The organism is Flaviaestuariibacter amylovorans (assembly GCF_039541815.1).
In the GTDB taxonomy this organism is placed as follows: domain Bacteria; phylum Bacteroidota; class Bacteroidia; order Chitinophagales; family Chitinophagaceae; genus Flavisolibacter; species Flavisolibacter amylovorans.
This window is the reverse complement of the sequence record NZ_BAABGY010000007.1, coordinates 434,756-458,182: the sequence shown is the minus strand read 5'-3', so window position 1 is coordinate 458,182 and position 23,427 is coordinate 434,756. Positions and strand designations below refer to the sequence as shown.

Sequence of the window (23,427 nt, the reverse complement as noted above, 5' to 3'; positions counted from 1 at the left end):
TTCTTATACGGAGCGGTTCTCGAGAATTTCCATTTCAGCGACCTGGGTTTCGTCTACGTTTTCGTTCTTCTTTTCCTTGATAAAGGCCACGCAGATGATGGCCGCGAGGATCATGAGGTAACCACCGACCTGCACTGCCAATAGGCGGTCGTTGTTGAGGAGGTTGTTCATGATCCACTTGAAGCCGAGGGATGCGATGATCTCGGGCAGTACGATGAAGAAGTTGAAGATGCCCATGTAGATGCCCACCTTGTGCGGCGGCAGCACGCCACCGAGCATGGCATAGGGCATAGAAAGGATGGAGGTCCAGGCAATGCCAACGCAGGTCATGCAGAGGAACAGCATGTTCTTGTCGTGCACCCAGGCCACGCTGATAAGGCCGAGCGCGCCGATGGCGAGGCAGATGCCGTGTGTCCACTTACGGCCAAGGCGATCGGCGATATTGGGCAGTATGAAGGCAAACGCGAAGGTCACCACGTTATAGAAGGCGAGAGTAAGTCCGGCAAAGTCGCGGCCGTTACCGAACGCGGGATCGGTGTCGCTGGTAGCGCCGAAGATGTTGTAGGCCACAGCCACCGAGTAGTAGAACCACATGAGGAAGAGGCCAGGCCAGGTAAAGAACTGCACCAGCGAAATGATGCGCATCCGCGGGGGCATCGTTGCAATCGAGGAGAAGATCTCGCGCGCACCTGATAGAAAACCACCTTTGCCCTCGGCTTTCCGGCGTGCGAGTTCCTCCTCCGTAGGCGGGTATTCCTTAGAGGAGAAAACCGTGTAGAGTACCGCGGCCAAAAAGAAGAAGGCACCGATATAAAAGGAGTAGCGCACGTTATCGGCGATAATGCCTTTGGCGGCGGTGTTCTTTTTGTCAAAAATGTTGGTCATGATCCAGGGAAGCGCCGATGCGATAGAGCCGCCAAGGCCGATCATAAGGCTTTGCATCACGAAGCCGCGGTTCAACTGGCTGTCGGGTAGTTTGTCGGCCACAAATGCGCGGAAAGGCTCCATGGCTACGTTACCGAACACGTCGAGCACCCAGAGAAGGCCGGCGGCGAACCACAGTGCGGGGCTGTGTGGCATGAAGATGAGCGCGATGGAGCTGAGGATGGCGCCGATGAGGAAATACGGGCGGCGGCGGCCCCAGCGCGGGTGCCAGGTGCGGTCGCTCATATAGCCGATGATGGGCTGCACAATAAGGCCGGTGAGCGGCGCCGCCAGGAACAGCAGCGGGATCTCGTCGGGGTTAGCGCCGAGCACGTCGTAGATGGGGCCCATGTTGGCGCGCTGCAGGTCCCAGCCAAACTGGATCCCGAAGAAGCCTACGCTCATATTGACGATCTGGGAGATGGAAAGCCGGGGTTTGTGGGTGCCGGAGGCAAGCGGTGTGTTCGCAGACATAAGCAATCAATCTTGATGGCCGGAAGTTAGCAACTAATCCCAAACAAATGTGTTTTGCGGACACAATTCCCGGTTTGGTAATCCATATGTTCAAATTCGAGTTTACAGAACGGGCTACTTGCTTGACAAGAAGGAGGCGCCCGTCGGGGCGCCTCCTTCTTGTTGAATCAGATGTATCTAATGCGTCTTTACAGGTCTGGTTCCCGTTACCCGAGCGTAAACCCATTGGGCAGCACCGCTCCCTTCTTGATCACCACGATGCCGTCCTTGATGGTATAGAGCGCATGGTCGCCGTCCTCGAGGTGGGCGCCCCCCATGATGCGTACATCGTCGCCGATGCGGCAATCCTTGTCGATGATGGCGTTCTGTATATGACAGCGCGAGCCGATGCCGAGGATGGGCAGTCCGTGCTGCTGGTCATGCGCGATGTCTTCGAGCGTCTCGAAATAGTCGTTACCCATCAGGTACGAATCCAGGATCACCGTTTCGTGGCCGATGCGCGAGCGGATGCCCACGATCGAGTGCTCGATGCGCGAGGCATTGATGATGGAGCCTTCGGCAATGATGGCCTTGTCGAGGTGCGTGCCGGAGATCTTGGCCGGCGGCAGCATGCGCGCGCGGGTATAAATGGCCTTGCTGTTGTCGAACAGGTTGAAGGCCGGCAGGTCGTCGGTCAGCGCGAGGTTGGCCTCGTAAAACGCACGGATGTTCCCGATGTCTTCCCAGTAGCCCTCGTACTGGAACGAGGCCACCTTATACTTTTGAATGGAGTCGGGGATGATGTTCTTACCGAAGTCGGTCGCCTCAGCGTATTCCTTCTGCAGGAGGTCGAACAGGAGGTTGCGGTTGAAGATGTAGATGCCCATGGACGCAAGGTAGTTGCGGCCTTTGGAACGCATCTCCTCGCCCGTGTCGCTCACCCAGTTCTCAAGTCCGCTCTTGGGCTTTTCGGTAAAAGACGTGATCATGCCGTCGGTGATCTTGAGGATGCCGAAATCGGATGCTTCCTTTTCCGTTACGGGAATGGTGGCCACGGTGATGTCGGCGCCCTTTTGCTTGTGCTCTTCCACCATCCGCACGAAGTCGAGCTGGTACAGCTGGTCGCCGGAAAGGATCAGGATATAGTCGGCCGGGAAGGGCTCGAGGTGACGCAGGCCCTGGCGTACGGCGTCCGCAGTTCCCTGGAACCAGGTGAAGTTGTCGGGTGTCTGCTCGGCCGCGAGGATGTCTACGAAGGCATTGCTGAAGGCGCTGAAGTGATAGGTGTTCTTGATGTGCCGGTTGAGCGAGGCCGAGTTGTACATGGTGAGTACGAACATGCGGCTGATGCCCGAGTTGAGGCAGTTGGAGATCGGGATGTCCACGAGGCGGTATTTACCGGCGATGGGAACGGCCGGCTTCGAGCGGGTGGCGGTCAGCGGGTAAAGGCGGGTGCCGGCGCCGCCGCCCAGGATCACGGACAATACTTCTTTCATAACTCGTTTGTTTCGCTAATTGGGATTGGTTTCCAGATTCTTATATAACAATTATGCCTTGTCTTTTGGTTCATTCCGTAAAGGCCTTTCGATTTAAAGATAGTCACCCGCGCACTTGAAAGCAAGCGCCGCGGTTTAACCGCGCAGTTGCTGGTAGAGCGATGTGTACGCTCCGGCAGAGGCGTCCCAGGAAAAGTCGAGGCGCATCATGTAGCTCCGCATCCATTGCAGCAGGTCGGGTTGCGCGTGGTATAGGCCCAGCGCGCGGCCTACGGAGTAGACGATGTCGCTAACTTCGGCGTTATTGAAGCGGATGCCGTAGCCCTGCCAGTCGCCGAAGTCGCGCACTGTGTCGTGCAGGCCGCCGGTGTTGCGCACCATAGGTACCGTGCCGTAACGGAGGGCATACAGTTGATTGAGGCCGCAGGGCTCCACGCGGCTCGGCATCAGCAGGAAGTCGGCGCCCGCGTACATAAGGTGGCTCAACGCTTCATTGTACCCGATGAAGGTATTCATGTACCCGGCAAACTGGTACTTCAATGTTTCGAGCGAATTCTCTACCGCTGTTTCACCGGATCCCAGGATCAGGAACGAAGCCATACCGTTGTGCTCGTAGATCGACTGGCGGATGGCTTCCGGCAGGATGTCGGCGGCTTTCTCGCCCACCAGGCGGCCGATGAAAACGAAGAGCGGCTTTTCGGGGTCGAGGCCGAAGCGCGAACAGAGTTCTTCTTTGTTGCGGCGTTTCCCTTCCTTCACCGTTTCGGTGCTGTAATTTTTCACCAGCAGCGGGTCGGTCTCCGGATTCCACACCTCCGAATCGATGCCATTGAGTATGCCCGAGCACTTGCCCTGTTCATAATTCATAAGCGCCTCGAGCCCGGCCGCGGACTGGCGCAGCTCGTTCATATACGTTGGGCTCACGGTGGTGACGCGCCAGGCGCAGCGGAGTGCAGAGGCGAGCGGGTTGATGGCGTTGTTCCAGTCGAGCAGCCCCCACTTCCAGGTGTCGTGCGGCGGCAGCAGGTTGATGCGGTCCCAGCCGATCTGTCCCTGGTACTGCGCGTTGTGGATGGTGAAGACCGTTGGGATATTGGCAAGCCGGCTGAACGCGTAGGCGTACTGCATCAGGAAGGGGATAAACCCGGTATGATGGTCGTGGCAGTGCACGACGTCGGGCTGGTGCTCCCAGCGGCTCAGCCAATCGCACACCGCGATCTGGAAGGCCAGGAAGCGCTCCGTGTCGTCGTCGTACCCATAGACCTTCTCCCGGTCGAGCAGGCCGTTGATGTCGATGAGGTACAGGTCGAAGCCGAGCACATTGGTCGGCTCCTTGATGACTGCGTAGTTAAAGTAGCGGCCGCCGATGAACTGACCGCCCTCGTGCACGAGTTCCCACTCGTGGTTATACAGGAATTTAGTGCGGTACATGGGCATCACCACCTTGGCGAAATGCCCCGACGCCACCTGGTATTTGGGCAGCGCGCCCACCACATCTCCGAGTCCGCCGGCTTTGGCCACCGGGTAACATTCTGCCGATACGTGAATTATCTCCATACGATTCAACCTGATTTGAAATTAGGGGAATTTCGATTGCCGCGTCAAAGCAGCGATAAAATTCCCTTCCTGATTTGCCCGGCTTTCAAAAATGGGCTGAGCCTCACCGTGACGCGAGCCAACGCCAGACCGACATTTTTCCAAGTTATTGACACAGAACGCACAAACGCAGCATCTTTTTATCAACAGCGCGCCGTGGCCGTCACCGGTAACAATAAAACGCCTTATTTTGGTTGCCGTAAAGGAATTTTCCCAACAAACCATCAACCCTGGCTCATGGCTACTGCTATCAACTCGTCCACCTCCCGTATCGAAGGGTCCGCCACCACCAATTACGGCGCGCTATCGACCCTCGTTACCGTGTTCTTCTTCTGGGGATTCATCGCGGCCGGCAACTCCGTATTCATTCCGTTTTGCAAGCACTACTTCGGCCTCGACCAGTTCCAAAGCCAGCTGATCGATTTTGCCTTTTACACCGCCTATTATATCGGTGCCCTCGTGCTGTTCGCCTACGGCGCCTTCGGCGGGCAGGACCTTGTTGCCAAATGGGGCTATAAGAAAAGCATCGTGTACGGGCTGCTCTTCTCGGCCCTCGGTGCCGGCGCCATGATCATGGCCGTGAACGCCAACACCTTTGCCGGCATGCTCTTCGGCCTCTTCATTGTTGCGCTCGGCTTTTCGCTGCAGCAAACCGCCGCGCAGCCCTTCGCCATCTCGCTGGGCGACCCGGCTACGGGTACCAGCCGTGTGAACCTGGGCGGTGGCATCAACTCCTTTGGCACCTCGGTAGGACCGCTCATTGTTGCACTGGCGCTCTTCGGCTCTACGGCCGCCATCACCGACGAGCAGATCAAATCGCTGAGTCTCGACAAGGTGATCGTGCTTTACTCCTGTGTGGGCGCGCTCTTCCTGGCGGCCGCCGCGCTGTTCTTTTTCTCGAAAAAAGTGCCTTCCGGCATTTCCACGGAAAAGACCGAGCGCGCCAACAAGGCGCTGTACACGCTGCTCATTCTGACCGGACTGCTGATCGTTCTGTTCGTGCCGGTATTCAACAGCTACAAGACCGATCCCGCCACGCTTGACGAGGCCGGCCGTCACGACCTGGAGAACTTCCGTATGAAGCTCCTGCTGGGCGCGTTCGTGGTGGTGGTTGCAGGCCTGTTGCTGGCAAATGCGAGCGCGCGCCGCCGCCCCGAGGGCTGGGGCGCCATGCAGTATCCCCAGCTGGTACTGGGCATGCTCGCCATCTTCGTGTACGTAGGCGTGGAAGTTACGATCGGCTCCAACCTGGGTGAGCTGCTGCGCCAGCCCGACTTCGGCAACCGCTCCGCCTCGGAGGCGACCCCCTTCATCATCATGTACTGGGGCGGACTCATGATCGGCCGCTGGACCGGCGCCATCAGCGCCTTCAACCTGTCGGAGGGCACCAAGCGCGCCCTCCAGTTCGTGGTGCCGCTGGTGGCCTTCGGCCTGCTGATCGGGATCAACACGCTGGCCAAGTACGACATGCGCCCCCTGTATTATTACGTAGTGTGTGTGATCGTTCAGATCATTGCCTTCTATATCAGTAAGGACCGCCCCGCGCAAACACTGCTCCTCTTCAGCTTGCTGGGCGTTGTGGCCATGATCATCGGCCTCATGACGAAGGGCCAGATCGCTATCTACGCCTTCCTCAGCGGTGGCCTCTTCTGCTCCATCATGTGGCCGGCAATTTTTGCACTGTCGATCGCCGGCCTGGGCAAGTATACCACCCAGGGCTCTGCCTTCCTGATCATGATGATCCTCGGGGGCGGTATCATTCCGCCGATCCAGGGGAAGCTGGCCGACTTCATCCAGACACGGAGCGACGTTGCCGGCGCAGGTATTCATCAGTCGTATTGGGTGGCAGTAGTGTGCTTTGCGTATCTTGCCTTCTTCGCGTTCGCCGTGCGGGGCATCCTGCGCCGCCAGGGTATCGACTACGAAACCCCGGTCCGGGATAAAACACCTGCCACGAACCCGGAAGTTGCTACTGAAGCGTAAACTACCTATCAAGAAGATTATGGATCTATCACATGAACTGGCACTCGGCATCGACATCGGCGGCACCAACACCAAGTGGGGCGTCGTCAATCACCGTGGCGAGATTGTCCAGAAAGGCGACCTCCGCACCGATGCGCACGAGACTGTTGAAGGCTTCATCGACGCCATTTACGACACGCTGAAACCGGTGCTCGCAGGCTTTGGCGACGAGATCACGATCAAGGGCATCGGCGTGGGCGCGCCCAACGGCAACTATTACAAAGGCACCATCGAGTACGCGCCCAACCTGCACTGGAAAGGCGTGATCCCGATGACGCAGCTCATGACACAGAAGTTCGGCCTTCCGTGCTCCCTCACCAACGACGCCAACGCGGCAGCGGTGGGCGAGATGATGTACGGTGCCGCCCGCGGCATGAAGGATTTCATCATGATCACCCTCGGCACCGGCGTCGGTTCGGGCATCGTAGCCAACGGGCAGCTCATTCTCGGGCACGACGGCTTCGCCGGCGAGCTCGGACACACCTGCATCCGGCCCGGCGGCCGCAAGCACTGGGGAACAGGGCTGCATGGTTCGCTTGAAGCGTACTGCTCCGCAACGGGCATCGTGCTCACCGCGCAGGAGCTGCTCGCGAACAGCAACGACGACAGCCTGCTGCGCCAGTTCAGCGAGGAAGACCTCGATTCCAAGAAAGTATATGAATGCGCCGTCAACGGCGACCCGATTGCGGCGGAAACCTACCGCTTTACCGGGCAGGTGCTGGGCGAGGCGCTAGCCAACTTCGTGATGTTCTCCTCTCCCGAGGCGATCATCCTGTTCGGGGGCGTCATCAAGGCCGGAGACCTCCTGATGAACCCGACGCGCCAGCACATGGAGGCCAACCTGCTCCCGATTTTCCAGAACAAAGTCCGCCTCGTGTTCAGCGAGCTCAAGGAAGCCGACGCAGCCATCCTCGGCGCCAGTGCGCTGGTGTGGGAGATCAAGGAATAATTTGAAGTTTGGCGTTTGTTGTTCGAAGTTTTCCGGTACCTACAATATCAAAACGCACTTTCCAATACATATTGAAGCTGCTCCCCTGGAGCGGCTTTTTTATGGTGGGACGTCCATGAAACAGCAAAACGCTCTTTTACACCAACCTTCCAAAACCCTTCAAAACCTTTCAAAACCGTCCAAAACCCTTTCCTACCGGATCACCGTCACCGTACCCTTCAGCTGGTACACCCTGCCTTCCCAGTCGATGGCGTGGAGCATCCACACGAACGTGTCGTTGCCTGCTTCCCTCCCTCCTTTCAAGGCGCCGTCCCAGCCAGCCTGCGGGTCCTTGGTTGCATAGACCAATTCGCCCCACCGGTTGTAGATGCTGAAATTAAGGAGCTCGCGGATGCCTTTGAAGAGGGGGCGGAACCGGTCGTTGCGCCCGTCGTTGTTGGGGGTGAAGGCGTTCGGTACCCAAACGTCAGACCCTTTGAATACCTCTACGAACAGGCTGTCGCGAAGCACGCAGCCCTCCAGGGTGGTCACCGTCATCAGGTAGCGGGCGTCTTCGTTCAGCGTCACCGTCGGGTTTGGGATCGAGGCATTGCTCAGCCCCGTTGCCGGCGTCCAGAGTACCGGGCCATTGGCCCAGCCGTGCAGGAGAGCTGGTCGGTTGGACAGCACCACGGTGTCGCGGCCGGCCGAGCCCCGGGCTTCCGCAAAGCGAACGGTCCGGGAAAGCGTATCCGACGGGCAGCCGTTGTTGCCAAACGCCCAGGTACGCACGGAACGGACGGCGGTATCGCGGAAGACGAGTGTGCCCCCCTGCGCGCCGCTCCGCCTGCCGTCGCCGAAATCCCAGAACCACTGGCGGACCGGCTCGGTACCCGTAAGTGTGGCCGAAAAGGGCCAGGCCTGCTGCACGCACCCATCGGCCAGGTCCTGCGAAAACCGCGGTAGCGGCAGCATAGTGAAGGAGCGGGAGAGCAATTGTGGTGCGCTGCAGCCGTAGAGGGAACGTACCGTAAGCTGCAGCCCGTGCGGTCCTTCGGTGAGGCCATTCAGGAGGGGAAGGCTATCCGTAGAAACAAGGGTTCCGTCGACCCGCCATTCGTACGCAACGCCCACATTGCTGCCCAACGGCTGCACCACCGGCGCCCGCTTGAAGCAGGTATCGCGGATTGAAAAAGAGGCGGTAGCCGGCGAAGCCACCAGGATGGGCCGGTGGAGGGTGTCGCTGCGGCAGCCGTCCATGCCGGTGATGGCGAATTTAAGCTCGTAGGGCCCAGGCGTCGGGTAGATGTGCGGCGGCGGATCTTCGAGCGTAGAGGTGGTCCCATCGCCGAAGTCCCAGAACCAGGCGCTTACGGGTGCAAAGGAGACCGAACTGTCGCGGAACCGGATCGGGGTGCCGACGCAGAACGTATCGCGGGCGAGGCTCGACGTGTAGCCCGGGTTGAGCGCGGTACAAAACTTCTGGATGTTGACGGCCCCACCGGTGGCGGCGCTGAAGCCCCAGTACACCATCGGGTCGCCATTGAAGATGCTGCCCACGAGATCCACCTGTTTTTCCACGCGCGGCGCGCCGTCGAACCAGGTGCGTAGCCAGCGGGTAGACGGGTCCCAGGAGATGCGGAGCTGGTGCCAGTTGCAGTCCTCCACGTTATCGGAAGTGGCCGAGACGGGCACCGGCGGCACCAGGTCGCTGCTGTGGTTGGTGATGCCGTTCGCCTGGATACTGATATGATCAAAGGCCGGGTCATTCTGGGTCGGGTTCTGCCAGGTGTCGAGGGCGATGCCGATGGAAGGCGACACGCCGGAAAAGCCCATCCCCTCGCCGGAAGTGCCGACGGAGGTGCTGAGCGGTTGCAGCATGAACACGATGCCGTCGGCGCCGGTGGCGTCGGAGCAGCCGAGGTACACGTTGAACGTAAAGTCGAAAGGAACCAGCAGCGAGATCTTGTTCCCGTTCCAGACAGAGCCGGACTGCGTATTGCGGTCGGGGGTGAGCAGGTAGCAGTTGCAATTGATCCGCTCTGCCGAGCCGTTGAGGATATACTGGGCCCCGGCGGCATAAAAAAACAGCAACCCGGCCAGGGCCAGCGTTACTGTTTTCCAATACATACCTCTTTTCATGTATGTACCAAAGGTACCGAACTTAGAGTTGCGGCACGCCCGATTTCGAGCGCTCCCACTCGGCGCGGCCGAGGCCGGCGAACACGTGCCGTTCGCTGTGGTACGAGGAACGCACGAGCGGCCCGCTCTCCACGTAGTCGAGGCCCATCTGGTAGCCCGCTTCACGGTATTCGGCAAACTCGTTGGGGTGCACGAAGCGCTCCACCGGCAGGTGGCGTTTTGTCGGCTGCAGGTACTGCCCGATGGTCACCACGTCGCAACCGTTGTCTTTGAGGTCCTGCAGGGTTTGCAGCACTTCTTCTTTTGTTTCGCCGAGTCCGAGCATGATGCCGCTTTTCGTGCGCATGCCGCCTTCCTTGAGGGTTTTGATCACCTCCATGGAGCGCCAGTACTTGGCCTGGATACGCACCTGGCGGGTGAGCCGCTCCACGGTTTCAATGTTGTGCGACACCACTTCGGGTGCGGCGTCGATGAGGCGCTGGATATCGTCCTTCTTGCCTTTAAAGTCGGGGATGAGGGTTTCGAGGGTCGTATCGGGGTTGAGTGCCTTTACGGCCTTGATGGTGTTGTGCCAGATGGTGGAGCCACCGTCTTTCAGCTCGTCGCGGTCTACGGAGGTGATCACGGCGTGCTTGACCTTCATGAGGTGGATGGCTTCGGCCACGCGCTGGGGCTCATCCCAGTCGAGTTCGGGCGGGCGGCCCGTAGCCACGGCGCAGAATCCGCAGGAGCGGGTGCACACATTGCCCAGGATCATGAAGGTGGCGGTACCGGCACCCCAGCATTCGCCCATGTTCGGGCAGTTGCCGCTTTCGCAGATGGTGTGCAGCTTGTGGGTATCCACGAGGCCGCGCACATGTTTGTAGTTCTCGCCGATCGGGAGCTTCACACGAAGCCAGTCGGGCTTATTGCGCTTAATGGGTTGGTCCGAAACTGAGTTACACGACATGTTCTTCATTTAGGGTCCCGTTGCCGGGAATCGCAAAGGTACGGCCCCGGCGTTAAGCGCGCAACCTTCGCATTCACCCGGCTGACCCCTAAGGGGCGCTGGGGGCGAAAATTTTCCGTGGGCCGCAATCCGTACCCAAGCATCCAAAGAAAAGCCCGGACCGCAAAGCGATCCGGGCTTCTTGAAATTGGTTCTTTGAGAAAACCCGGAAACCGTAAAGTATGACCGACCAAAGTTCCCCCTACGGGGGACAGGGGGCTGGGACAGGGGGCCTGGCGATCACTTCGTCTACTTTCTCCCTCCAAAAAGGTAGGCCAGGTGGCCCTGGAAGAACAGCCGGCGGGGCTTTACAAGGGCCATCTGCTGGATGTTCTGGGCATAGCCTTCGAGGCTCACGCCAAGCTGTATGGCCTGAACGCGCTCGTTGTACTTGTTGAAGTCGAAGCGGATGGCCGCCTTTACGTAGGCACCGGGCTGGAGCTTCATCTCGTTCCAGCCTTTTCCAAGTCCCGAGGAGCCGATCACTTCGTCGCCACCAAGGAAGGCAGCTGTATCACCGTCCTGGAACTTAATGGCTTTTTTCGTGTTCCCGTCGCGGATGTCGAGGTAATAAGGGCGCAGGAGGCCGAGCGAAAGGCCGCCCTCGCCCACGGCGATCACCGCTACACCGTTCTTGTTGCCCTTCTGGCCGAGGATATACTGGCGGCCGTAACCAAGCTTCAGGGCATAAAAGTTGTTGATCTTCCCGTAGATATACGAGCCACCGATGGAGCCATTCGAATTATTGCTCTTGTCTTCCTTGGGGTGCTTGGTTTCGGTGAGTTCGGCTGTGTAGATCGCCGTCATGCGCGGCGTCTTCATGCGTCCGAGCTCGAAGAGAATGCCATAGCCGTTGGTGCGCAGCTGGGCTCCGAAGATGGTCTGTTTCCGGTATACCAGCACGCCTTCCTCCTCCTGCCGGATCATGGCGTTGATCTTCTGGCGTTTCTCGTTCCGGCGGGTCGTACGGTCTGTTTTCTCCTGGGCGGCACCGTGCAGCGCCAGCCCGCTAAGGCCAAGTATGAAAGCGATTTTTTTCACAACGATGGAGTGGGTTATTCAGGTAAATTTAGGCACAAATCGAATACACAATGACTTCAACGGTAAGATACGACGGCGTATTGCGTACCACCTGCACGCATTTGCGATCCGGCTCCACATTCGAGACCGACGCGCCCACCGACAACAACGGCAAGGGTGAGCGCTTCTCCCCCACCGACCTGCTCGCCACCTCGCTCGCCGCTTGCATGATCACGGTAATGGGCATCAAGGCCCGCACCATGGGGCTCGATCTCGACGGGGTCACCATCGACGTGGAGAAGATCATGAAGGCGGAGCCCCGTCGCGTGGGGGGCATCAACCTTACGTTTCATTTCCCGGAGGCGCTGCGGAATATCGAGCAAAAGCAAAAAGACATCCTGAAAAATACAGGCCACACCTGCCCGGTGGCACAAAGCATCCATCCCGATCTTGAGGTCAATGTGGATTGGGGCGAGTGGGCATAATCCATTTTCGCCGGCGATCTGCGAGCCCCGACAGCACTGCCGTCGGGACTTTTTCTGTTCAGGCTACAAATCAGGCTACAGTCCCCGTTTCAATAACGCATTGCCAACGGCGCACTCAAGGCAACGCTTCCGGCTGCAGTACTCCTTGAACAGCTGGATCAGCGCCTGTGAATCAGCCGCACCTTCGGTGGCCACGCCAATCGATCGGAACGGGCGCAGCACGCTGTTATCTTCCGGGCCCACGCTGCGCAGCAGGTTCAGGGCCGCGTCTTTCCGCTTCGGGTCGCCGGTGAAATGCCCGTATGCAAACAGTACCGGCACCGCCACGTTGATCAGCAGCGTGTCGATCATGGCGGCGCCCAGCTTCTTTGGCGCAAAGGCCGACGTCTCCTCGAACCGGTAGTGGTAATGCCAGTAGTCGTTGGCCGTTACCTGGAAGAGGCGGTGTACCTCGGAGGGGTTGTCCGCTTCGAGGAGGCGCGTAAAGAGCGATCCGCCCTCCTGCAACAGGGCCGCCAGCTGGGCCAGGCGCACGGTCGGAAACGCAGCCGGCCGCATCCGCAGAAAATGCGGGGCCCGGTGTACGGGCGGCAGCGGGTAGAGGCCTTTCAGGTAGCGGTACTCCCGCTGCAGCAGCAGCGGGTAGTCTTCCGTGAAATGTCCGTGCAGGAGGTTCGCCTGCCCGAGCAGCAGGGCCTCGAGCTTGTGGATGGAGCCACGGTGCCGCGCGAGCAGCGACACCGGCAGCGACCGGGCTACCTCCTCAAAGGCCTCCGCGTTTACCCGCACGCCAAACTGCCGCGCTAGCAGCCACCAGAATACCTCCTCCCAGTTGTTGTGCGACGCTTCCAGGTCGGCACCGATCTTTTTCGTTTTCTGCAGGAGGCGCTCCACCACCAGGCGGTCTTTCCAGGCCGTCCACACAAGTGGCGGCGCCGAAGCCGCGTCGCGGGCGCAGGCGAGCGCATCGCCCTGCTCCATGAGCGCCGCATACCGCTCCAGCAGGATGCCGGGAATATGCGGTTCCAGCTCCAGCACGGGTACGCCCGGCGTCACGCCGGCGCGGTCGTGACGGTACACGACATGCAGGATCACATTGCGGTAATTGGGATCGCCGGCGTGGTGGTGGCGGTCCCAGTCGGAGGTGCGCAGGTGTAGTTCTACGGAACCCGCAAGCACGGCCGGCCCGATGCGCACCCGTGCGTCCAGGAAATCGGGGCCTTCGTTGTGGTTCCAGAGCCCACGGGCCAGGATCTGCACCGGCTCGCCGGTGTCCGTGCTTAGCCCGGAATGGTTGAAATAGCCGTACTGCCACAGGTACTGCAGGAGGCGCTCAGTCATATGCGTAGGTGTTGGTACTCAGAGATCCCTGAGCGCCTGCACCACGCGGCTTACCGGAAGGCCCATCACGTTGTAGAAGTCCCCTTGTATCGACTTGATGCCCACCACGCCGATCCACTCCTGGATGGCATAGGCGCCGGCCTTGTCGTAAGGGCCGTACTTATCCACGTAGAATGCGATCTGCTCCGCCGTCAGCGGGTGAAACTGCACCGCGGTGACGTCGTGGAAAAGCACTTCCTGCTCCCCGTTCTGGATCGCTACACCGGTGATGACCTCGTGCGCCGCCCCACTCAGCTTCGTGAGCGTGGCGATCGCTTCGGCCCGGTTGGCAGGCTTGCCGATGATCTCGGAGCCGAGCACCACGATGGTATCGGCAGCGATGACCGGCTTTCCGGGATACTGGCCGGCGATCACGCGCGCCTTTTCGCGGGCGATGTGCACGGCCACTTCGGATGGCGTGAGGCCTTCGGGGTAGCTTTCGTCGGTATTGGCCACGCGGATCTCGAAATCGATCTCTGCCCACTCAAGCAACTGCTTGCGCCGGGGCGACTGGGAGGCCAGGATATAAGATGCCATAGCTTAAAAGTACAACCGGAGAAACAGCATCGACAAGATCCCGGTGAGCATGATCCATTTCGCGAGGCGGCTCAGGGATGCAAATTCTGCAATGCTGCTGGCTTTCGTATGTTGAAAAAACAGGTAAATCAGGGGAATAATCACGCAAGAAACGGAGTAAAACACCGCCCACCACCAGCGGAATTGCAGTACGTAAAGCTGCAGGATGATGAGCGCCCCGAGCAGCACCACGATCCAGACGGTGGTGTAGATCTTCGTGGCCGGCACCCCGCTCACGATGGGCATCGTGCGGCAGCCGTAGCGCCGGTCGCCCTCCAGGTCTTCGACGTCCTTCACCGCCTCGCGGATGAGTGAGAGGATAAAGGCAAAACCGGCATACAGGAACGCTACCCGGAAGTACTTGACCGTTGCGGCGTCATACGTGGCCCCGAACGCGGCGCGAAACGGCACCTGCGCGAAGAAGAGGATCAGCACGGTCCAGGCGGTGAGGAGCGAGATAAGGATATTGCCCACGAGGTAGCGCTTCTTGAGCGAGGTGGAATAGAGCCAGAGCAGCACCACTACCACCACGTTGGCGACAATGAGGTAGCTTTTGTGCCAGCCCACGGCTTTTACGGTGGCCAGGATCCCGGCCACGCTCAGCACGCCGTGCCAGAGAATGGCCCACCGACGGCCGATGACGCGGTTGATGACGTTCTTGTTCGGCTTGTTGACGAGGTCGATGTTGAGGTCGAAATAATCGTTGATGATATAGCCGGCAGCAGCGATGAGGACCGAGGCGGTGATGAGCCAGAACAGCTTTACGGGTGCGGTGGCCGGATCGTAGAGCGGCACGTACACACAGTAGTAGAACAGCAGCTGCGTGATGGCGATGAACAGCAGGTTCTGCCAGCGCATGAGGCGGAAAAACGCAGCCAGTCGGGTCATAGTCCTTGGTTATCGGGAGGTGATCCCGGTTTCGAAGATCCAGTGTTCGTTGAGGCGCAGCACTTTCTCGATGACGTCGCGCACACAGCCCTCCCCTCCCTTTACCGGCGAGATGTAGGTGGCGGCAGCGCGCACTTCGGACACCGCATCGGCCGGGCAGGCTCCGACTCCCACGGCGCGGATCGCCGGCAGGTCGGGCAAGTCGTCGCCCATGAACAACATCTTTTCAAAGGGAATGTTGTGCTGCGCGCTCCAGGTCTCGAGAAATCCTTTTTTGTCTTTTATGGCCGTGTGCACTTCGGTGAGCCCGAGGTAGCGCATCCGGGTTACTACGGGCTCCGAGTGCGCACCGGAAACGATCAGCACCCGGTAGCCGTGTCGGAGCGCCATCTGCAGGGCCAGCCCGTCCTTCGTATGCATCCGTCGTGCCTGCAGCCCGTTCTCGAGCAGCAGCACCGTGCCGTCGGTGAGCACACCGTCGACGTCGAATACAAACGTGGAAATATTTTGAAAGCGTTCGAGCAACTCCATAGGCGGAATGTGCTAATGAGTTAATGTGCTGATTTGCTGATAGGCAACCTCAGGAACAACAAGCTGCAAGGTGAGGTAAGCGACTCGTGGCGGTTGAAAAAAGATTAGCACATTACCCCATTACCTCATTAGCACATTGCTACTTCTGGTTATCGCGCCACTCGTACACCCACGAGCTCTGGATCATCTCGAGGTGACCTTCGTTGCTCTGCTCGCGGGTGCCCACGAAGCCGGGGATCTGGAGTACCCACTCGAGGAGGTCGGTAAAGCGGATGCGGTAGATGCGGCCTTCATTGAAGTCATCCCCGAAGCGCTCATAGAGCTTCAGGGCGATGTCTTCGTAGTCGTTCCAATGAATGGGGGGCTCAAACTGGCTCATCATATCGGGAGTGCGTTTCGGTGTCATTTATTCGCCCAGGAACTGGGTCTGATCGGGCAGGGTCACCTCTACGGCACCGCTGCCTTCGAGCAGGAGGCACTGGCAACCCAGGCGGGAGTTGAGGCGCGGGTTCACGGCGCGGTCGATGAAGTCCTCTTCGCGGTCGCTCAGCTCCTCGAGGGAACCCTCGCCCTTATTGACGTAAAGATGGCAGGTGCTGCAGGCGCACACGCCCCCGCAGTTATGGTGCAGCTCGATATCGTTCATGAGGGCCACTTCCAGGAGGCTGTAGCCCGGCTTGATGCCTTCCAGGGTAACCGGCTCGAGGCCGGACTGCTCAAAATTGAATTTAACGGTATACATCTGGGTGATTGAAAGTCCTTTCGGCTGCAAAAGTAACGCCCCGCGGTTAGAAAGGCCCGGGTATTTTAAGGCCGATTCAGGCGGACCGTGCCGGATCCTTTCTGCGGTTCAGTAAAGCGGCTTCAGGCCTGCCTGGATGCTCCGCGTCATCAGCACGTAGAGCTCCTTCAGGAGCGGATGTTCCTCGAGAAGTGCCAGGTGTCGCTCCAGGGTCACCGTATCATTACGGAGCGCCGGACCCGTCTGGCTCTCCCTGGGCGAAAGGGTCTGTACCCGCTCGGCGGTCTCCAGGATGAGGGGGCGCAGCAGCGTGAAGTCGAGGCCTTCGCGGGCGCACCAGTCTTCCATGAGGGCATAGAGATGGTTGGTGAAGTTGTTGCAGAAGACGGCGGCGAGGTGCAGGCGCAGGCGGTCGGCGTCGGAGGCGGTGACCACCCGGTCGGAGATGCTGTGCGCGAGCCGCTCCAGCTGGTGCAAAGTGGCTTGATCCGACGCATCGATGATGATCGGCGTTTCGGGCAGGCGGATGCTGTTCTTTTGCAGGCTTTGCAGCGGGTAGAACACCCCATAATGGTCGGCGCTTCCCCGCAACCCGTCGAGCGGTACCGCCGCGGCGGTATGCACCACGGTTCCATCAGCAAACTGCAGCTCTTGCTTGACCTCGTCCACCGCCACATCCGAAACCGCGAGCAGGTACAGGTCGGCGTCGCGGCGCACAACGCTCCAATAGTTGGTAGACTCGGTGTCGAGCTCATAGGCGAGTGCCGAGGCCGCCGCAGCATCGCGCCCGTAGACCTGCAGGATGCCGTGCCCGGCGGCTTTGAGCTTTCGTCCGAGGATGGTTGCGGTATTGCCGGTGCCGATGATGACGATGTTCATGGTTTTGCGCGGAGGTTTCGTTGGTCAATGCCTAGTTTTGGCGGGCAGAAGGAAACCAAGAACTCCGCTGCAAATATCCATGTCTTTCAGCAAACGACTGGCCCTGACCTATATCCGCACCAAGTTCCGCGTACTCAGCGCCGTAGCCCCTAAGAAAGCGGCCCGGGACGCCTTCGCGCTTTTTTGCACGCCGCGCCACCGCAATAAAAAAGACCTGCCGCCGGTCTTTTCCGACGCCGAGGTGCTGCGCTTTACGTTCAAGGACTATCACATCCAGGGCTATGAGTGGAACAAGGGGGGTGCACGCACGGCGCTCATCCTGCATGGCTTCGAGTCGAGCATCGTCAACTTTGATCAATACATCGGGCCGCTCGTAGGGCTTGGCTTCAGGGTGCTCGGCTTCGATGCGCCGGCGCACGGCCGCAGCTCGGGCGATTTCGTGAATGTTCTTTTATACAAGCAGTTCATTGAGCTCGTGCACGAGCGCTTCGGACCCGTGGACGCCTACCTGGCGCATTCGCTCGGCGGCCTTTCGCTCAGCCTCGCGCTGGAGCCGATGCCCGGCACGGAGCGCCTGCGGGTGGCCCTCATTGCGCCTGCTACGGAAACCACGACGGCCATCGCCGACTATTTCCGCTTCCTCCGCCTTCCCGGCTCGCTGCGCCCCGTGTTCGACGACCTCATCGAGGAGCGCAGCGGGCAACGGCCCGAATGGTTCTCGGTAGCCCGTGCAGTGCGGCACCTCAAGGCACAGGTGCTCTGGGTACACGACCAGGACGACGACATGACGCCGATCTCCGACGTGCACCCGGTGCGCAAGGCAGGTCACAACAACGTCCGTTTTTACATTACGAAAGGCCTCGGCCACCGGCGCGTCTACCGCGATCCGAATGTGCAACAGAAGGTACTGGAGTTCCTCGACGGCGTAAAGGCAGGATAAGTATAAGAAGCGTTTTTGCCGCCAAGAAAAGAAGGGGCTAAGGTTTTCGCTAAGCGCCTTCTTTAAATGGTTCGTCGATTGGTAAGCAGGCCAACGGCTGAAACACAAGTACGAAATCGCATCGACAGCTTTATAATAAGGGAGATTTTTGACCGGAGCCCGCCGGCTGCGTTCGGATTTGTAGAAAGCTTGAAATTCGATTCGCCTCCATTTTGGAATCCGTTTCCAACTCTCCGATCCTATCTTTTCGTACCGATTAATCGTGCAGATAATTCGGTCGAGCGCAGAAATCATAGTAAAAGGAAACAGTTCTGCGTCCATCGTATCGATCATAAAAAATCGGCGTTCCTTCTCTGCTCCCCCCAGCACGGTGCCTCACACTGCAGATCTGAAATCTGAGATGTGCGATCCTTCGCACATACCTTAGGTTCTTCTTTTCTTAGCGGTAAACGTCTCTTCGCTATCTTCATCAGTCTTAACCCTTCCGCATGGAAAAACTGTACACCTACCTCGCCCTCGGCGATTCCTACACGATCGGTGAAGCGCTGCCGCTCCCGGAGAGCTTCCCCTACCAGGCCGTGCAATTACTGCGGAAGGAAAAGGTGCACATCGCGCCGCCGGAGATCATCGCCCGCACCGGCTGGACCACCGACGAGCTGGCAGCCGCCGTCAACGCACATACCTTTTTGAAGCACTACGATTTCGTAAGCCTGCTCATCGGGGTCAACAACCAGTACCGCGGCCGCTCCGTGGAAGAATACAATATGGAGTGCGGTCCGCTGGTGGAGCGCGCGGTGGCGCTGGCCCACGGAAAGCCCGAGCACGTATTCGTTTTGTCGATCCCGGATTGGGGCGCCACTCCCTTTGCCGCCGGCCGCAACCGGGAAACTATTACGTCGGAGATCGACCAGTACAACACCATGAACCGCGCGCTCGCGGCACAATACAAGACGCAATACATCGACATCACACCGGGTACCCGGGAAGCACTCGGCGATCCGTCGCTAGTGGCTTCCGACGACCTGCATCCGTCGGCCGCCGAGTATGCGCGCTGGGCCCAAAAGCTGGCCGAAGGTATCCGCGCGCAGCTCAAATAGGCGCGTGCTGCCGGGGCTTCAAAATGATGGGCTTCGAAAAATTTCCGTTACTTGCCCTAATATTGCCGTTGGTTCCGATACCATCCGGAAGCAATCCTTACGCCTTATGCCGAAGAATTTGTTGATTGTAGAGTCGCCTGCGAAAGCGAAGACCATTGAGAAGATCCTGGGAAAAGATTTCGAGGTCAAAAGCTGCTATGGCCATATCCGTGACCTGGAGAAAGGCGATATGGGCGTAGACGTCAAGAACGGTTTCCGTCCCCATTATATCATCTCCGACGAGAAGCAGAAAGTGGTGAGCGAGCTGCGCTCCATCGCCCGCAGAAGCGACGAAGTATGGCTCGCGACCGATGAAGACCGCGAAGGAGAGGCCATCTCCTGGCACCTGTGCGAGGTGCTCGGCCTCGACCCGCGGACCACAAAGCGCATCGTCTTCCACGAGATCACCAAGCCCGCCATCCTGAGCGCCGTGCAGCAGCCCCGCACCGTGAACATGGACCTCGTGAACGCCCAGCAGGCCCGGCGCGTGCTCGACCGCATCGTGGGCTTTGAGCTGAGCCCCGTGCTCTGGCGCAAGATGAGCATGAAGAACAACCTCTCCGCCGGCCGTGTGCAGAGCGTGGCCGTGCGCATCATCGTGGAGCGCGAACGTGAGATCAATGGTTTTAATTCGCAAAGCTCGTTCAAGCTCGAGGCACTCTTTACCGCCAACGACGCCGGCGGCCGCCCCGTGACCTTTAAGGCCGAAGGCTCCAAGTTCAACAATGCCGACGACGCACGGGCCTTCCTGCAATCCTGCATCGGCGCCAACTATACGGTGAAAGACATCCAGGTAAAGCCCACGCGCCGCTCCCCTGCCGCGCCTTTCACCACCTCCACCCTGCAGCAGGAAGCAAGCCGCAAGCTGGGCTACGGTGTGGCCCGCACGATGCTCCTCGCGCAGAAGCTGTACGAGAACGGTCACATTACTTATATGCGTACCGACAGCGTGAACCTGAGTGATACGGCCCGCGCCGAGATCCAGAACACGGTACGCTCCATATACGGCGACCGCTACCACCAGTCGCGCCGCTACAAGAACAAGAACGAGTCGGCACAGGAAGCCCACGAAGCCATCCGCCCGACCTACATGCAGAACACGACGATCGACGACCCCGATACCCGCCGCCTCTACGAGCTGATCTGGAAGCGGACGATGGCATCGCAGATGGCCGACGCAGAGCTTGAAAAAACGATCGCGAAGATCAACGTCTCCACCAACGGCGCCGAGCTCCAGGCCGAAGGCGAGGTGATGAAATTCGAGGGCTTCATGAAAGTATACCGCGAAAGCTCCGACGACGAAGAGGCCGAAGGCGACGACAACGAAACCCAGGAAGGCATGTTGCCCCCGCTCACGATCGGCATGGGACTTCCCCTGCGCGAAATGAAGGCCATCCAGCGCTTTACGCGCCCGCAGCCCCGCTACACGGAAGCCTCGCTCGTGAAGAAGCTCGAGGAGCTCGGCATCGGCCGCCCCTCTACCTACGCACCTACGATCTCGACCATCCTGAAGCGTGGCTACGTGGAGAAGCGCGATAAAGAAGGGGTGCGCCGCGAATACGCCGTGCTTACCCTCGCCGGCGACAGCATCAAGGAAAAGACCGAAGCCGAAAATACCGGCGCCGAGAAGAGCAAGCTCTTTCCGACCGACCTCGGTATGGTGGTGACCGACTTCCTGAAGCAATACTTCGACAACATCATGGACTACAGCTTCACCGCCCGCATCGAAGAAGAATTTGACGAAGTGGCGCAGGGTAAGATGCAGTGGAACAAGATGATCGATACGTTCTACAATCCTTTTAAGAAAGACGTAGACAACACGATCGAGAACGCTCAACGGATCTCCGGCGAGCGCGACCTCGGCCGCGACCCGGTGACCGACAAGCCGATCATCGCCCGCATGGGCCGCTTTGGCCCGATGGTACAGATCGGGAAGACGGAGGACGAGGAAAAACCCCGCTATGCACGCCTGAAGCCCAACCAGAGCATCGAAACGATCTCGCTCCAGGAAGCGCTCGACCTGTTTCAGCTCCCCAAAACACTCGGCGAATACGAGGGACAGGAAGTGTCGGTCAACTCCGGCCGCTTCGGGCCCTATGTAAAGTTCGGCGAGCAGTTCGTCTCCATCCCGAAGGGCACCGACCCGATGGACGTGGATATGGACGCGGCCATCGCGCTCATCACGCAGAAGCAGGAGGCGGATGCCCCGATCGGGCACTACCAGGAACAGCCCGTAACCAAGGGCAAAGGCCGCTTCGGTCCCTTCCTGAAGTGGGGCGACCTGTATATCAACATCCCGAAGGCGTATAATTACGATGCGCTCACGCAGCACGATATCAATGAGCTGATCGGCAAGAAGCTCGAGAAGGAGTCGAACCGCTACATCCAGCAATGGCCGGCGGAGAAGATCTCGATCGAGAACGGTCGCTGGGGTCCCTTCATCAAGTTCGGCAAGAAGATGTTGAAGCTGGGCCGCGGTCCGGAAGGCGAAAAGCTGACGCAGGAGCAAGCCGCCGTGTTGCCGCTGGAGGACGTCAAGAAGATGATCGAGCAGCAGGTGCCCGGTGCCTTCGACAAGAAGGTAAAGGCTGCGGCATCGAAAGCGCCGGCCAAGAAAGCGGCACCCAAGAAAGCTGCCGCCAAAAAAGCCGCTCCGAAGAAAAAGCCCTGATGCTCCGGTTTGACTACGATCTTACGAAGAACGATCACTTCGCATTCCAGGAATATACCGTTTGGACGGCGCCGCACTTCCGTGGGCGCCGTCTTCGTTAGTAGGTAACGTATACGCTCAGGATGTGTATCGGTGTGTTTGCGGGGCTGCGTCTTGGCGTGGGCGACCGTCATTTGTGCTTCTTGCCGTTACACCGGCAGGCTCCGCGCTGTACGCCGTTTTGGAAGCGGCCACCGCATCCGCAAACAGGTGGATGTCTTCTTCAACCTTCCGGGAAACGAATCACTGTTCGAGCAGCGCTGTCTCCGGGTAAGCCCGGAGGGCATCGAGGAAACGAGGACAAACGGGTGGCATTTCCTCGCCTGGCGGGCCATCGTGCGTCGCGTCGATCTCGAAGGCCACTACCTGCTGTATACCCCGGCGCTGTCGGCCGCCATCGTTCCGAAGCGCGTGCTGGTACCTGTGGATAATGAGCGGTTTGAGCGTTTGCTATCCGAGCACCTGCCCCTGCAGGCCGAATTACCCGAGACACGGTGATGCGCGTGGAAAAGTTCCGCTCCTCCCCTTCTCTGCCTTCATTTAACTTGCGGTGGATACCCACACCTCGGCTTGGTATCATATTGGAAGGAATGTGTTTATGGAACAAACGAAGGAGATATCGGCCCTGCTGCACTTGATCGACGACCCGGATGAAGAGGTGTTTGGCGCGGTTTCGAGCCGAATTGTGGAATTTGGACGCACCATCATTCCCAACCTGGAGCATCTTTGGGAAAACACGATCTCCGATTCGGTGCAGGGGCGCATCGAGCTCCTCATCCACCGGCTCCATTTCAATGACCTGCGCGAGGACTTCAATCAATGGTCACTGGCCGGGCACCACGACCTGATGGTCGGCGCCCTGCTCGCCGCCAAGTTCCAGTATCCTGATCTGACCACCGCCCCCATCGTGCAGGAGGTGGAGAAGCTCCGGCGGAACATCTGGCTCGAGCTCAACAACTACCTGACGCCACTGGAGCAGGTCCGCATCGTCACCGGTATCCTGTATGGCTATTACGGGCTCAAAGGCACCGAAACGGCCTATACCGACGTCAACGACTTCCTGATCCACAAGACCTTGGAAGCCCGGCGTGGGAACCAGGTGGGCAATGCGCTGCTGTACCTCATTCTCTGCGAGCTGCTCGACATCCCGGTGCGGGCCATCGGCGTGCCCCGGCAGTTCATCCTCGCCTACTTCAAGCCAGGCTACAGCGCCGAAGACCTGGAGCAGCCCGTGTCCAAGATCGAGTTCTTTATCGACCCCTCCTCCGGAATGGTGTTCACCCATAAGGACATCGAGCTTTATTTCAAGCGCATCCAGGTGCCGGCGGTGCACGCCTACTTCCGGCCCTACAGCAACAAGAAGGTGATCCAGAGCGCGCTCGACGAGATGGCGAAGTGCTTCGACAATGAGAAGGATTATTACAAGCGCGAAGAGCTGCTGGAGCTCACGAACCTGCTCGACTGACACCGCTCTGGAACAGTGCTTCCGCGCCCGGAGCGAATGAACTTTGCAATGCAGTTGTCCGTAGTCTCCGACCATTGCTGCAGTTTTGAAACGCTGTTGTCCGTAGGCTCCAACTACGGACGAAGT

Annotated in this window: 21 protein-coding genes; 8 read left to right on the top strand and 13 right to left on the bottom strand. The window is 59.2% G+C overall.

The window, feature by feature from the left end; genetic code table 11:
* Nucleotides 1-3 precede the first annotated feature (3 nt).
* From ABD937_RS10490 to ABD937_RS10480, 3 genes are all read right to left on the bottom strand, one after another.
* A complete protein-coding gene (locus tag ABD937_RS10490; protein WP_345255618.1) occupies nucleotides 4-1,398 on the bottom strand; it encodes an MFS transporter in 1,395 nt (464 codons plus the stop codon).
* Nucleotides 1,399-1,604: 206 nt separating this feature from the next.
* Entirely contained in the window at nucleotides 1,605-2,873 is a 1,269-nt protein-coding gene (locus tag ABD937_RS10485; protein WP_345255617.1) for a glucose-1-phosphate adenylyltransferase, read from the bottom strand.
* 135 nt (nucleotides 2,874-3,008) lie between these two features.
* Nucleotides 3,009-4,430, bottom strand: a complete 1,422-nt coding sequence (locus ABD937_RS10480; protein WP_345255615.1) for a glycogen synthase — start codon at nucleotides 4,428-4,430, stop codon at nucleotides 3,009-3,011.
* Between the two features lie 276 nt (nucleotides 4,431-4,706).
* Between ABD937_RS10480 and ABD937_RS10475 the strand changes: the two genes are divergently transcribed.
* Complete coding sequence (locus ABD937_RS10475; RefSeq protein WP_345255614.1) at nucleotides 4,707-6,452, top strand: MFS transporter; 1,746 nt, start codon at nucleotides 4,707-4,709, stop codon at nucleotides 6,450-6,452.
* A gap of 19 nt (nucleotides 6,453-6,471) precedes the next feature.
* Nucleotides 6,472-7,440 carry an ROK family protein gene (locus ABD937_RS10470; protein WP_345255611.1) on the top strand — a complete coding sequence of 323 codons (969 nt, stop codon included), beginning with the start codon at nucleotides 6,472-6,474 and terminating at the stop codon, nucleotides 7,438-7,440.
* Nucleotides 7,441-7,632: 192 nt separating this feature from the next.
* Here ABD937_RS10470 and ABD937_RS10465 read toward each other — a convergent pair whose 3' ends face one another.
* From ABD937_RS10465 to ABD937_RS10455, 3 genes are all read right to left on the bottom strand, one after another.
* Nucleotides 7,633-9,549 carry a lectin-like domain-containing protein gene (locus ABD937_RS10465; RefSeq protein ID WP_345255609.1) on the bottom strand — a complete coding sequence of 639 codons (1,917 nt, stop codon included), beginning with the start codon at nucleotides 9,547-9,549 and terminating at the stop codon, nucleotides 7,633-7,635.
* A gap of 34 nt (nucleotides 9,550-9,583) precedes the next feature.
* A complete protein-coding gene (gene lipA, locus ABD937_RS10460; protein ID WP_345255607.1) occupies nucleotides 9,584-10,510 on the bottom strand; it encodes a lipoyl synthase in 927 nt (308 codons plus the stop codon).
* A gap of 288 nt (nucleotides 10,511-10,798) precedes the next feature.
* Nucleotides 10,799-11,590 carry a hypothetical protein gene (locus ABD937_RS10455; RefSeq protein WP_345255606.1) on the bottom strand — a complete coding sequence of 264 codons (792 nt, stop codon included), beginning with the start codon at nucleotides 11,588-11,590 and terminating at the stop codon, nucleotides 10,799-10,801.
* A gap of 50 nt (nucleotides 11,591-11,640) precedes the next feature.
* Here ABD937_RS10455 and ABD937_RS10450 point away from each other — a divergent pair, with 50 nt between their 5' ends.
* Complete coding sequence (locus tag ABD937_RS10450) at nucleotides 11,641-12,054, top strand: OsmC family protein (RefSeq protein ID WP_345255604.1); 414 nt, start codon at nucleotides 11,641-11,643, stop codon at nucleotides 12,052-12,054.
* A gap of 75 nt (nucleotides 12,055-12,129) precedes the next feature.
* Here ABD937_RS10450 and ABD937_RS10445 read toward each other — a convergent pair whose 3' ends face one another.
* The 7 genes from ABD937_RS10445 to ABD937_RS10415 form a co-directional block, all read right to left on the bottom strand.
* Nucleotides 12,130-13,395, bottom strand: coding sequence for a DUF2851 family protein (locus ABD937_RS10445; RefSeq protein ID WP_345255603.1), 1,266 nt, complete (start codon nucleotides 13,393-13,395; stop codon nucleotides 12,130-12,132).
* A gap of 18 nt (nucleotides 13,396-13,413) precedes the next feature.
* Nucleotides 13,414-13,971 carry a Maf family protein gene (locus ABD937_RS10440; RefSeq protein ID WP_345255601.1) on the bottom strand — a complete coding sequence of 186 codons (558 nt, stop codon included), beginning with the start codon at nucleotides 13,969-13,971 and terminating at the stop codon, nucleotides 13,414-13,416.
* Nucleotides 13,972-13,974: 3 nt separating this feature from the next.
* Entirely contained in the window at nucleotides 13,975-14,898 is a 924-nt protein-coding gene (locus tag ABD937_RS10435) for a geranylgeranylglycerol-phosphate geranylgeranyltransferase (protein ID WP_345255599.1), read from the bottom strand.
* A 9-nt stretch (nucleotides 14,899-14,907) separates the two neighbouring features.
* Entirely contained in the window at nucleotides 14,908-15,429 is a 522-nt protein-coding gene (locus ABD937_RS10430; protein ID WP_345255598.1) for a KdsC family phosphatase, read from the bottom strand.
* A 139-nt stretch (nucleotides 15,430-15,568) separates the two neighbouring features.
* Entirely contained in the window at nucleotides 15,569-15,811 is a 243-nt protein-coding gene (gene iscX / locus ABD937_RS10425) for a Fe-S cluster assembly protein IscX (RefSeq protein WP_345255597.1), read from the bottom strand.
* A 24-nt stretch (nucleotides 15,812-15,835) separates the two neighbouring features.
* A complete protein-coding gene (locus ABD937_RS10420; protein ID WP_345255596.1) occupies nucleotides 15,836-16,171 on the bottom strand; it encodes a 2Fe-2S iron-sulfur cluster-binding protein in 336 nt (111 codons plus the stop codon).
* Between the two features lie 108 nt (nucleotides 16,172-16,279).
* A complete protein-coding gene (locus ABD937_RS10415; protein ID WP_345255595.1) occupies nucleotides 16,280-17,050 on the bottom strand; it encodes a Rossmann-like and DUF2520 domain-containing protein in 771 nt (256 codons plus the stop codon).
* 79 nt (nucleotides 17,051-17,129) lie between these two features.
* Here ABD937_RS10415 and ABD937_RS10410 point away from each other — a divergent pair, with 79 nt between their 5' ends.
* From ABD937_RS10410 to ABD937_RS10390, 5 genes are all read left to right on the top strand, one after another.
* Nucleotides 17,130-17,990 (top strand): alpha/beta hydrolase, encoded by an 861-nt coding sequence (locus ABD937_RS10410; RefSeq protein ID WP_345255593.1) that lies wholly within the window; start codon nucleotides 17,130-17,132, stop codon nucleotides 17,988-17,990.
* Nucleotides 17,991-18,478: 488 nt separating this feature from the next.
* Complete coding sequence (locus tag ABD937_RS10405; RefSeq protein WP_345255591.1) at nucleotides 18,479-19,087, top strand: SGNH/GDSL hydrolase family protein; 609 nt, start codon at nucleotides 18,479-18,481, stop codon at nucleotides 19,085-19,087.
* A gap of 106 nt (nucleotides 19,088-19,193) precedes the next feature.
* Entirely contained in the window at nucleotides 19,194-21,797 is a 2,604-nt protein-coding gene (topA, locus tag ABD937_RS10400) for a type I DNA topoisomerase (RefSeq protein WP_345255589.1), read from the top strand.
* A 249-nt stretch (nucleotides 21,798-22,046) separates the two neighbouring features.
* Entirely contained in the window at nucleotides 22,047-22,334 is a 288-nt protein-coding gene (locus ABD937_RS10395; RefSeq protein WP_345255588.1) for a YcxB family protein, read from the top strand.
* Between the two features lie 100 nt (nucleotides 22,335-22,434).
* Nucleotides 22,435-23,301 carry a transglutaminase family protein gene (locus ABD937_RS10390; protein ID WP_345255587.1) on the top strand — a complete coding sequence of 289 codons (867 nt, stop codon included), beginning with the start codon at nucleotides 22,435-22,437 and terminating at the stop codon, nucleotides 23,299-23,301.
* Nucleotides 23,302-23,427: the final 126 nt, after the last annotated feature.

Bases quoted from the DNA above. Each gene is read 5' to 3' on its own strand.
- ABD937_RS10490 (WP_345255618.1), bottom strand. From the start codon at position 1,398: ATGTCTGCGAACACACCGCTTGCCTCCGGCACCCACAAACCCCGGCTT.
- ABD937_RS10480 (WP_345255615.1), bottom strand. From the start codon at position 4,430: ATGGAGATAATTCACGTATCGGCAGAATGTTACCCGGTGGCCAAAGCC.
- ABD937_RS10475 (WP_345255614.1), top strand. From the start codon at position 4,707: ATGGCTACTGCTATCAACTCGTCCACCTCCCGTATCGAAGGGTCCGCC.
- ABD937_RS10420 (WP_345255596.1), bottom strand. From the start codon at position 16,171: ATGTATACCGTTAAATTCAATTTTGAGCAGTCCGGCCTCGAGCCGGTT.
- ABD937_RS10390 (WP_345255587.1), top strand. From the start codon at position 22,435: ATGGAACAAACGAAGGAGATATCGGCCCTGCTGCACTTGATCGACGAC.
- topA (WP_345255589.1), top strand. From the start codon at position 19,194: ATGCCGAAGAATTTGTTGATTGTAGAGTCGCCTGCGAAAGCGAAGACC.
- ABD937_RS10445 (WP_345255603.1), bottom strand. From the start codon at position 13,395: ATGACTGAGCGCCTCCTGCAGTACCTGTGGCAGTACGGCTATTTCAAC.
- ABD937_RS10410 (WP_345255593.1), top strand. From the start codon at position 17,130: ATGTCTTTCAGCAAACGACTGGCCCTGACCTATATCCGCACCAAGTTC.
- ABD937_RS10415 (WP_345255595.1), bottom strand. From the start codon at position 17,050: ATGAACATCGTCATCATCGGCACCGGCAATACCGCAACCATCCTCGGA.
- ABD937_RS10465 (WP_345255609.1), bottom strand. From the start codon at position 9,549: ATGTATTGGAAAACAGTAACGCTGGCCCTGGCCGGGTTGCTGTTTTTT.
- ABD937_RS10450 (WP_345255604.1), top strand. From the start codon at position 11,641: ATGACTTCAACGGTAAGATACGACGGCGTATTGCGTACCACCTGCACG.
- ABD937_RS10440 (WP_345255601.1), bottom strand. From the start codon at position 13,971: ATGGCATCTTATATCCTGGCCTCCCAGTCGCCCCGGCGCAAGCAGTTG.
- iscX (WP_345255597.1), bottom strand. From the start codon at position 15,811: ATGATGAGCCAGTTTGAGCCCCCCATTCATTGGAACGACTACGAAGAC.
- lipA (WP_345255607.1), bottom strand. From the start codon at position 10,510: ATGTCGTGTAACTCAGTTTCGGACCAACCCATTAAGCGCAATAAGCCC.
- ABD937_RS10435 (WP_345255599.1), bottom strand. From the start codon at position 14,898: ATGACCCGACTGGCTGCGTTTTTCCGCCTCATGCGCTGGCAGAACCTG.
- ABD937_RS10430 (WP_345255598.1), bottom strand. From the start codon at position 15,429: ATGGAGTTGCTCGAACGCTTTCAAAATATTTCCACGTTTGTATTCGAC.
- ABD937_RS10470 (WP_345255611.1), top strand. From the start codon at position 6,472: ATGGATCTATCACATGAACTGGCACTCGGCATCGACATCGGCGGCACC.
- ABD937_RS10405 (WP_345255591.1), top strand. From the start codon at position 18,479: ATGGAAAAACTGTACACCTACCTCGCCCTCGGCGATTCCTACACGATC.
- ABD937_RS10485 (WP_345255617.1), bottom strand. From the start codon at position 2,873: ATGAAAGAAGTATTGTCCGTGATCCTGGGCGGCGGCGCCGGCACCCGC.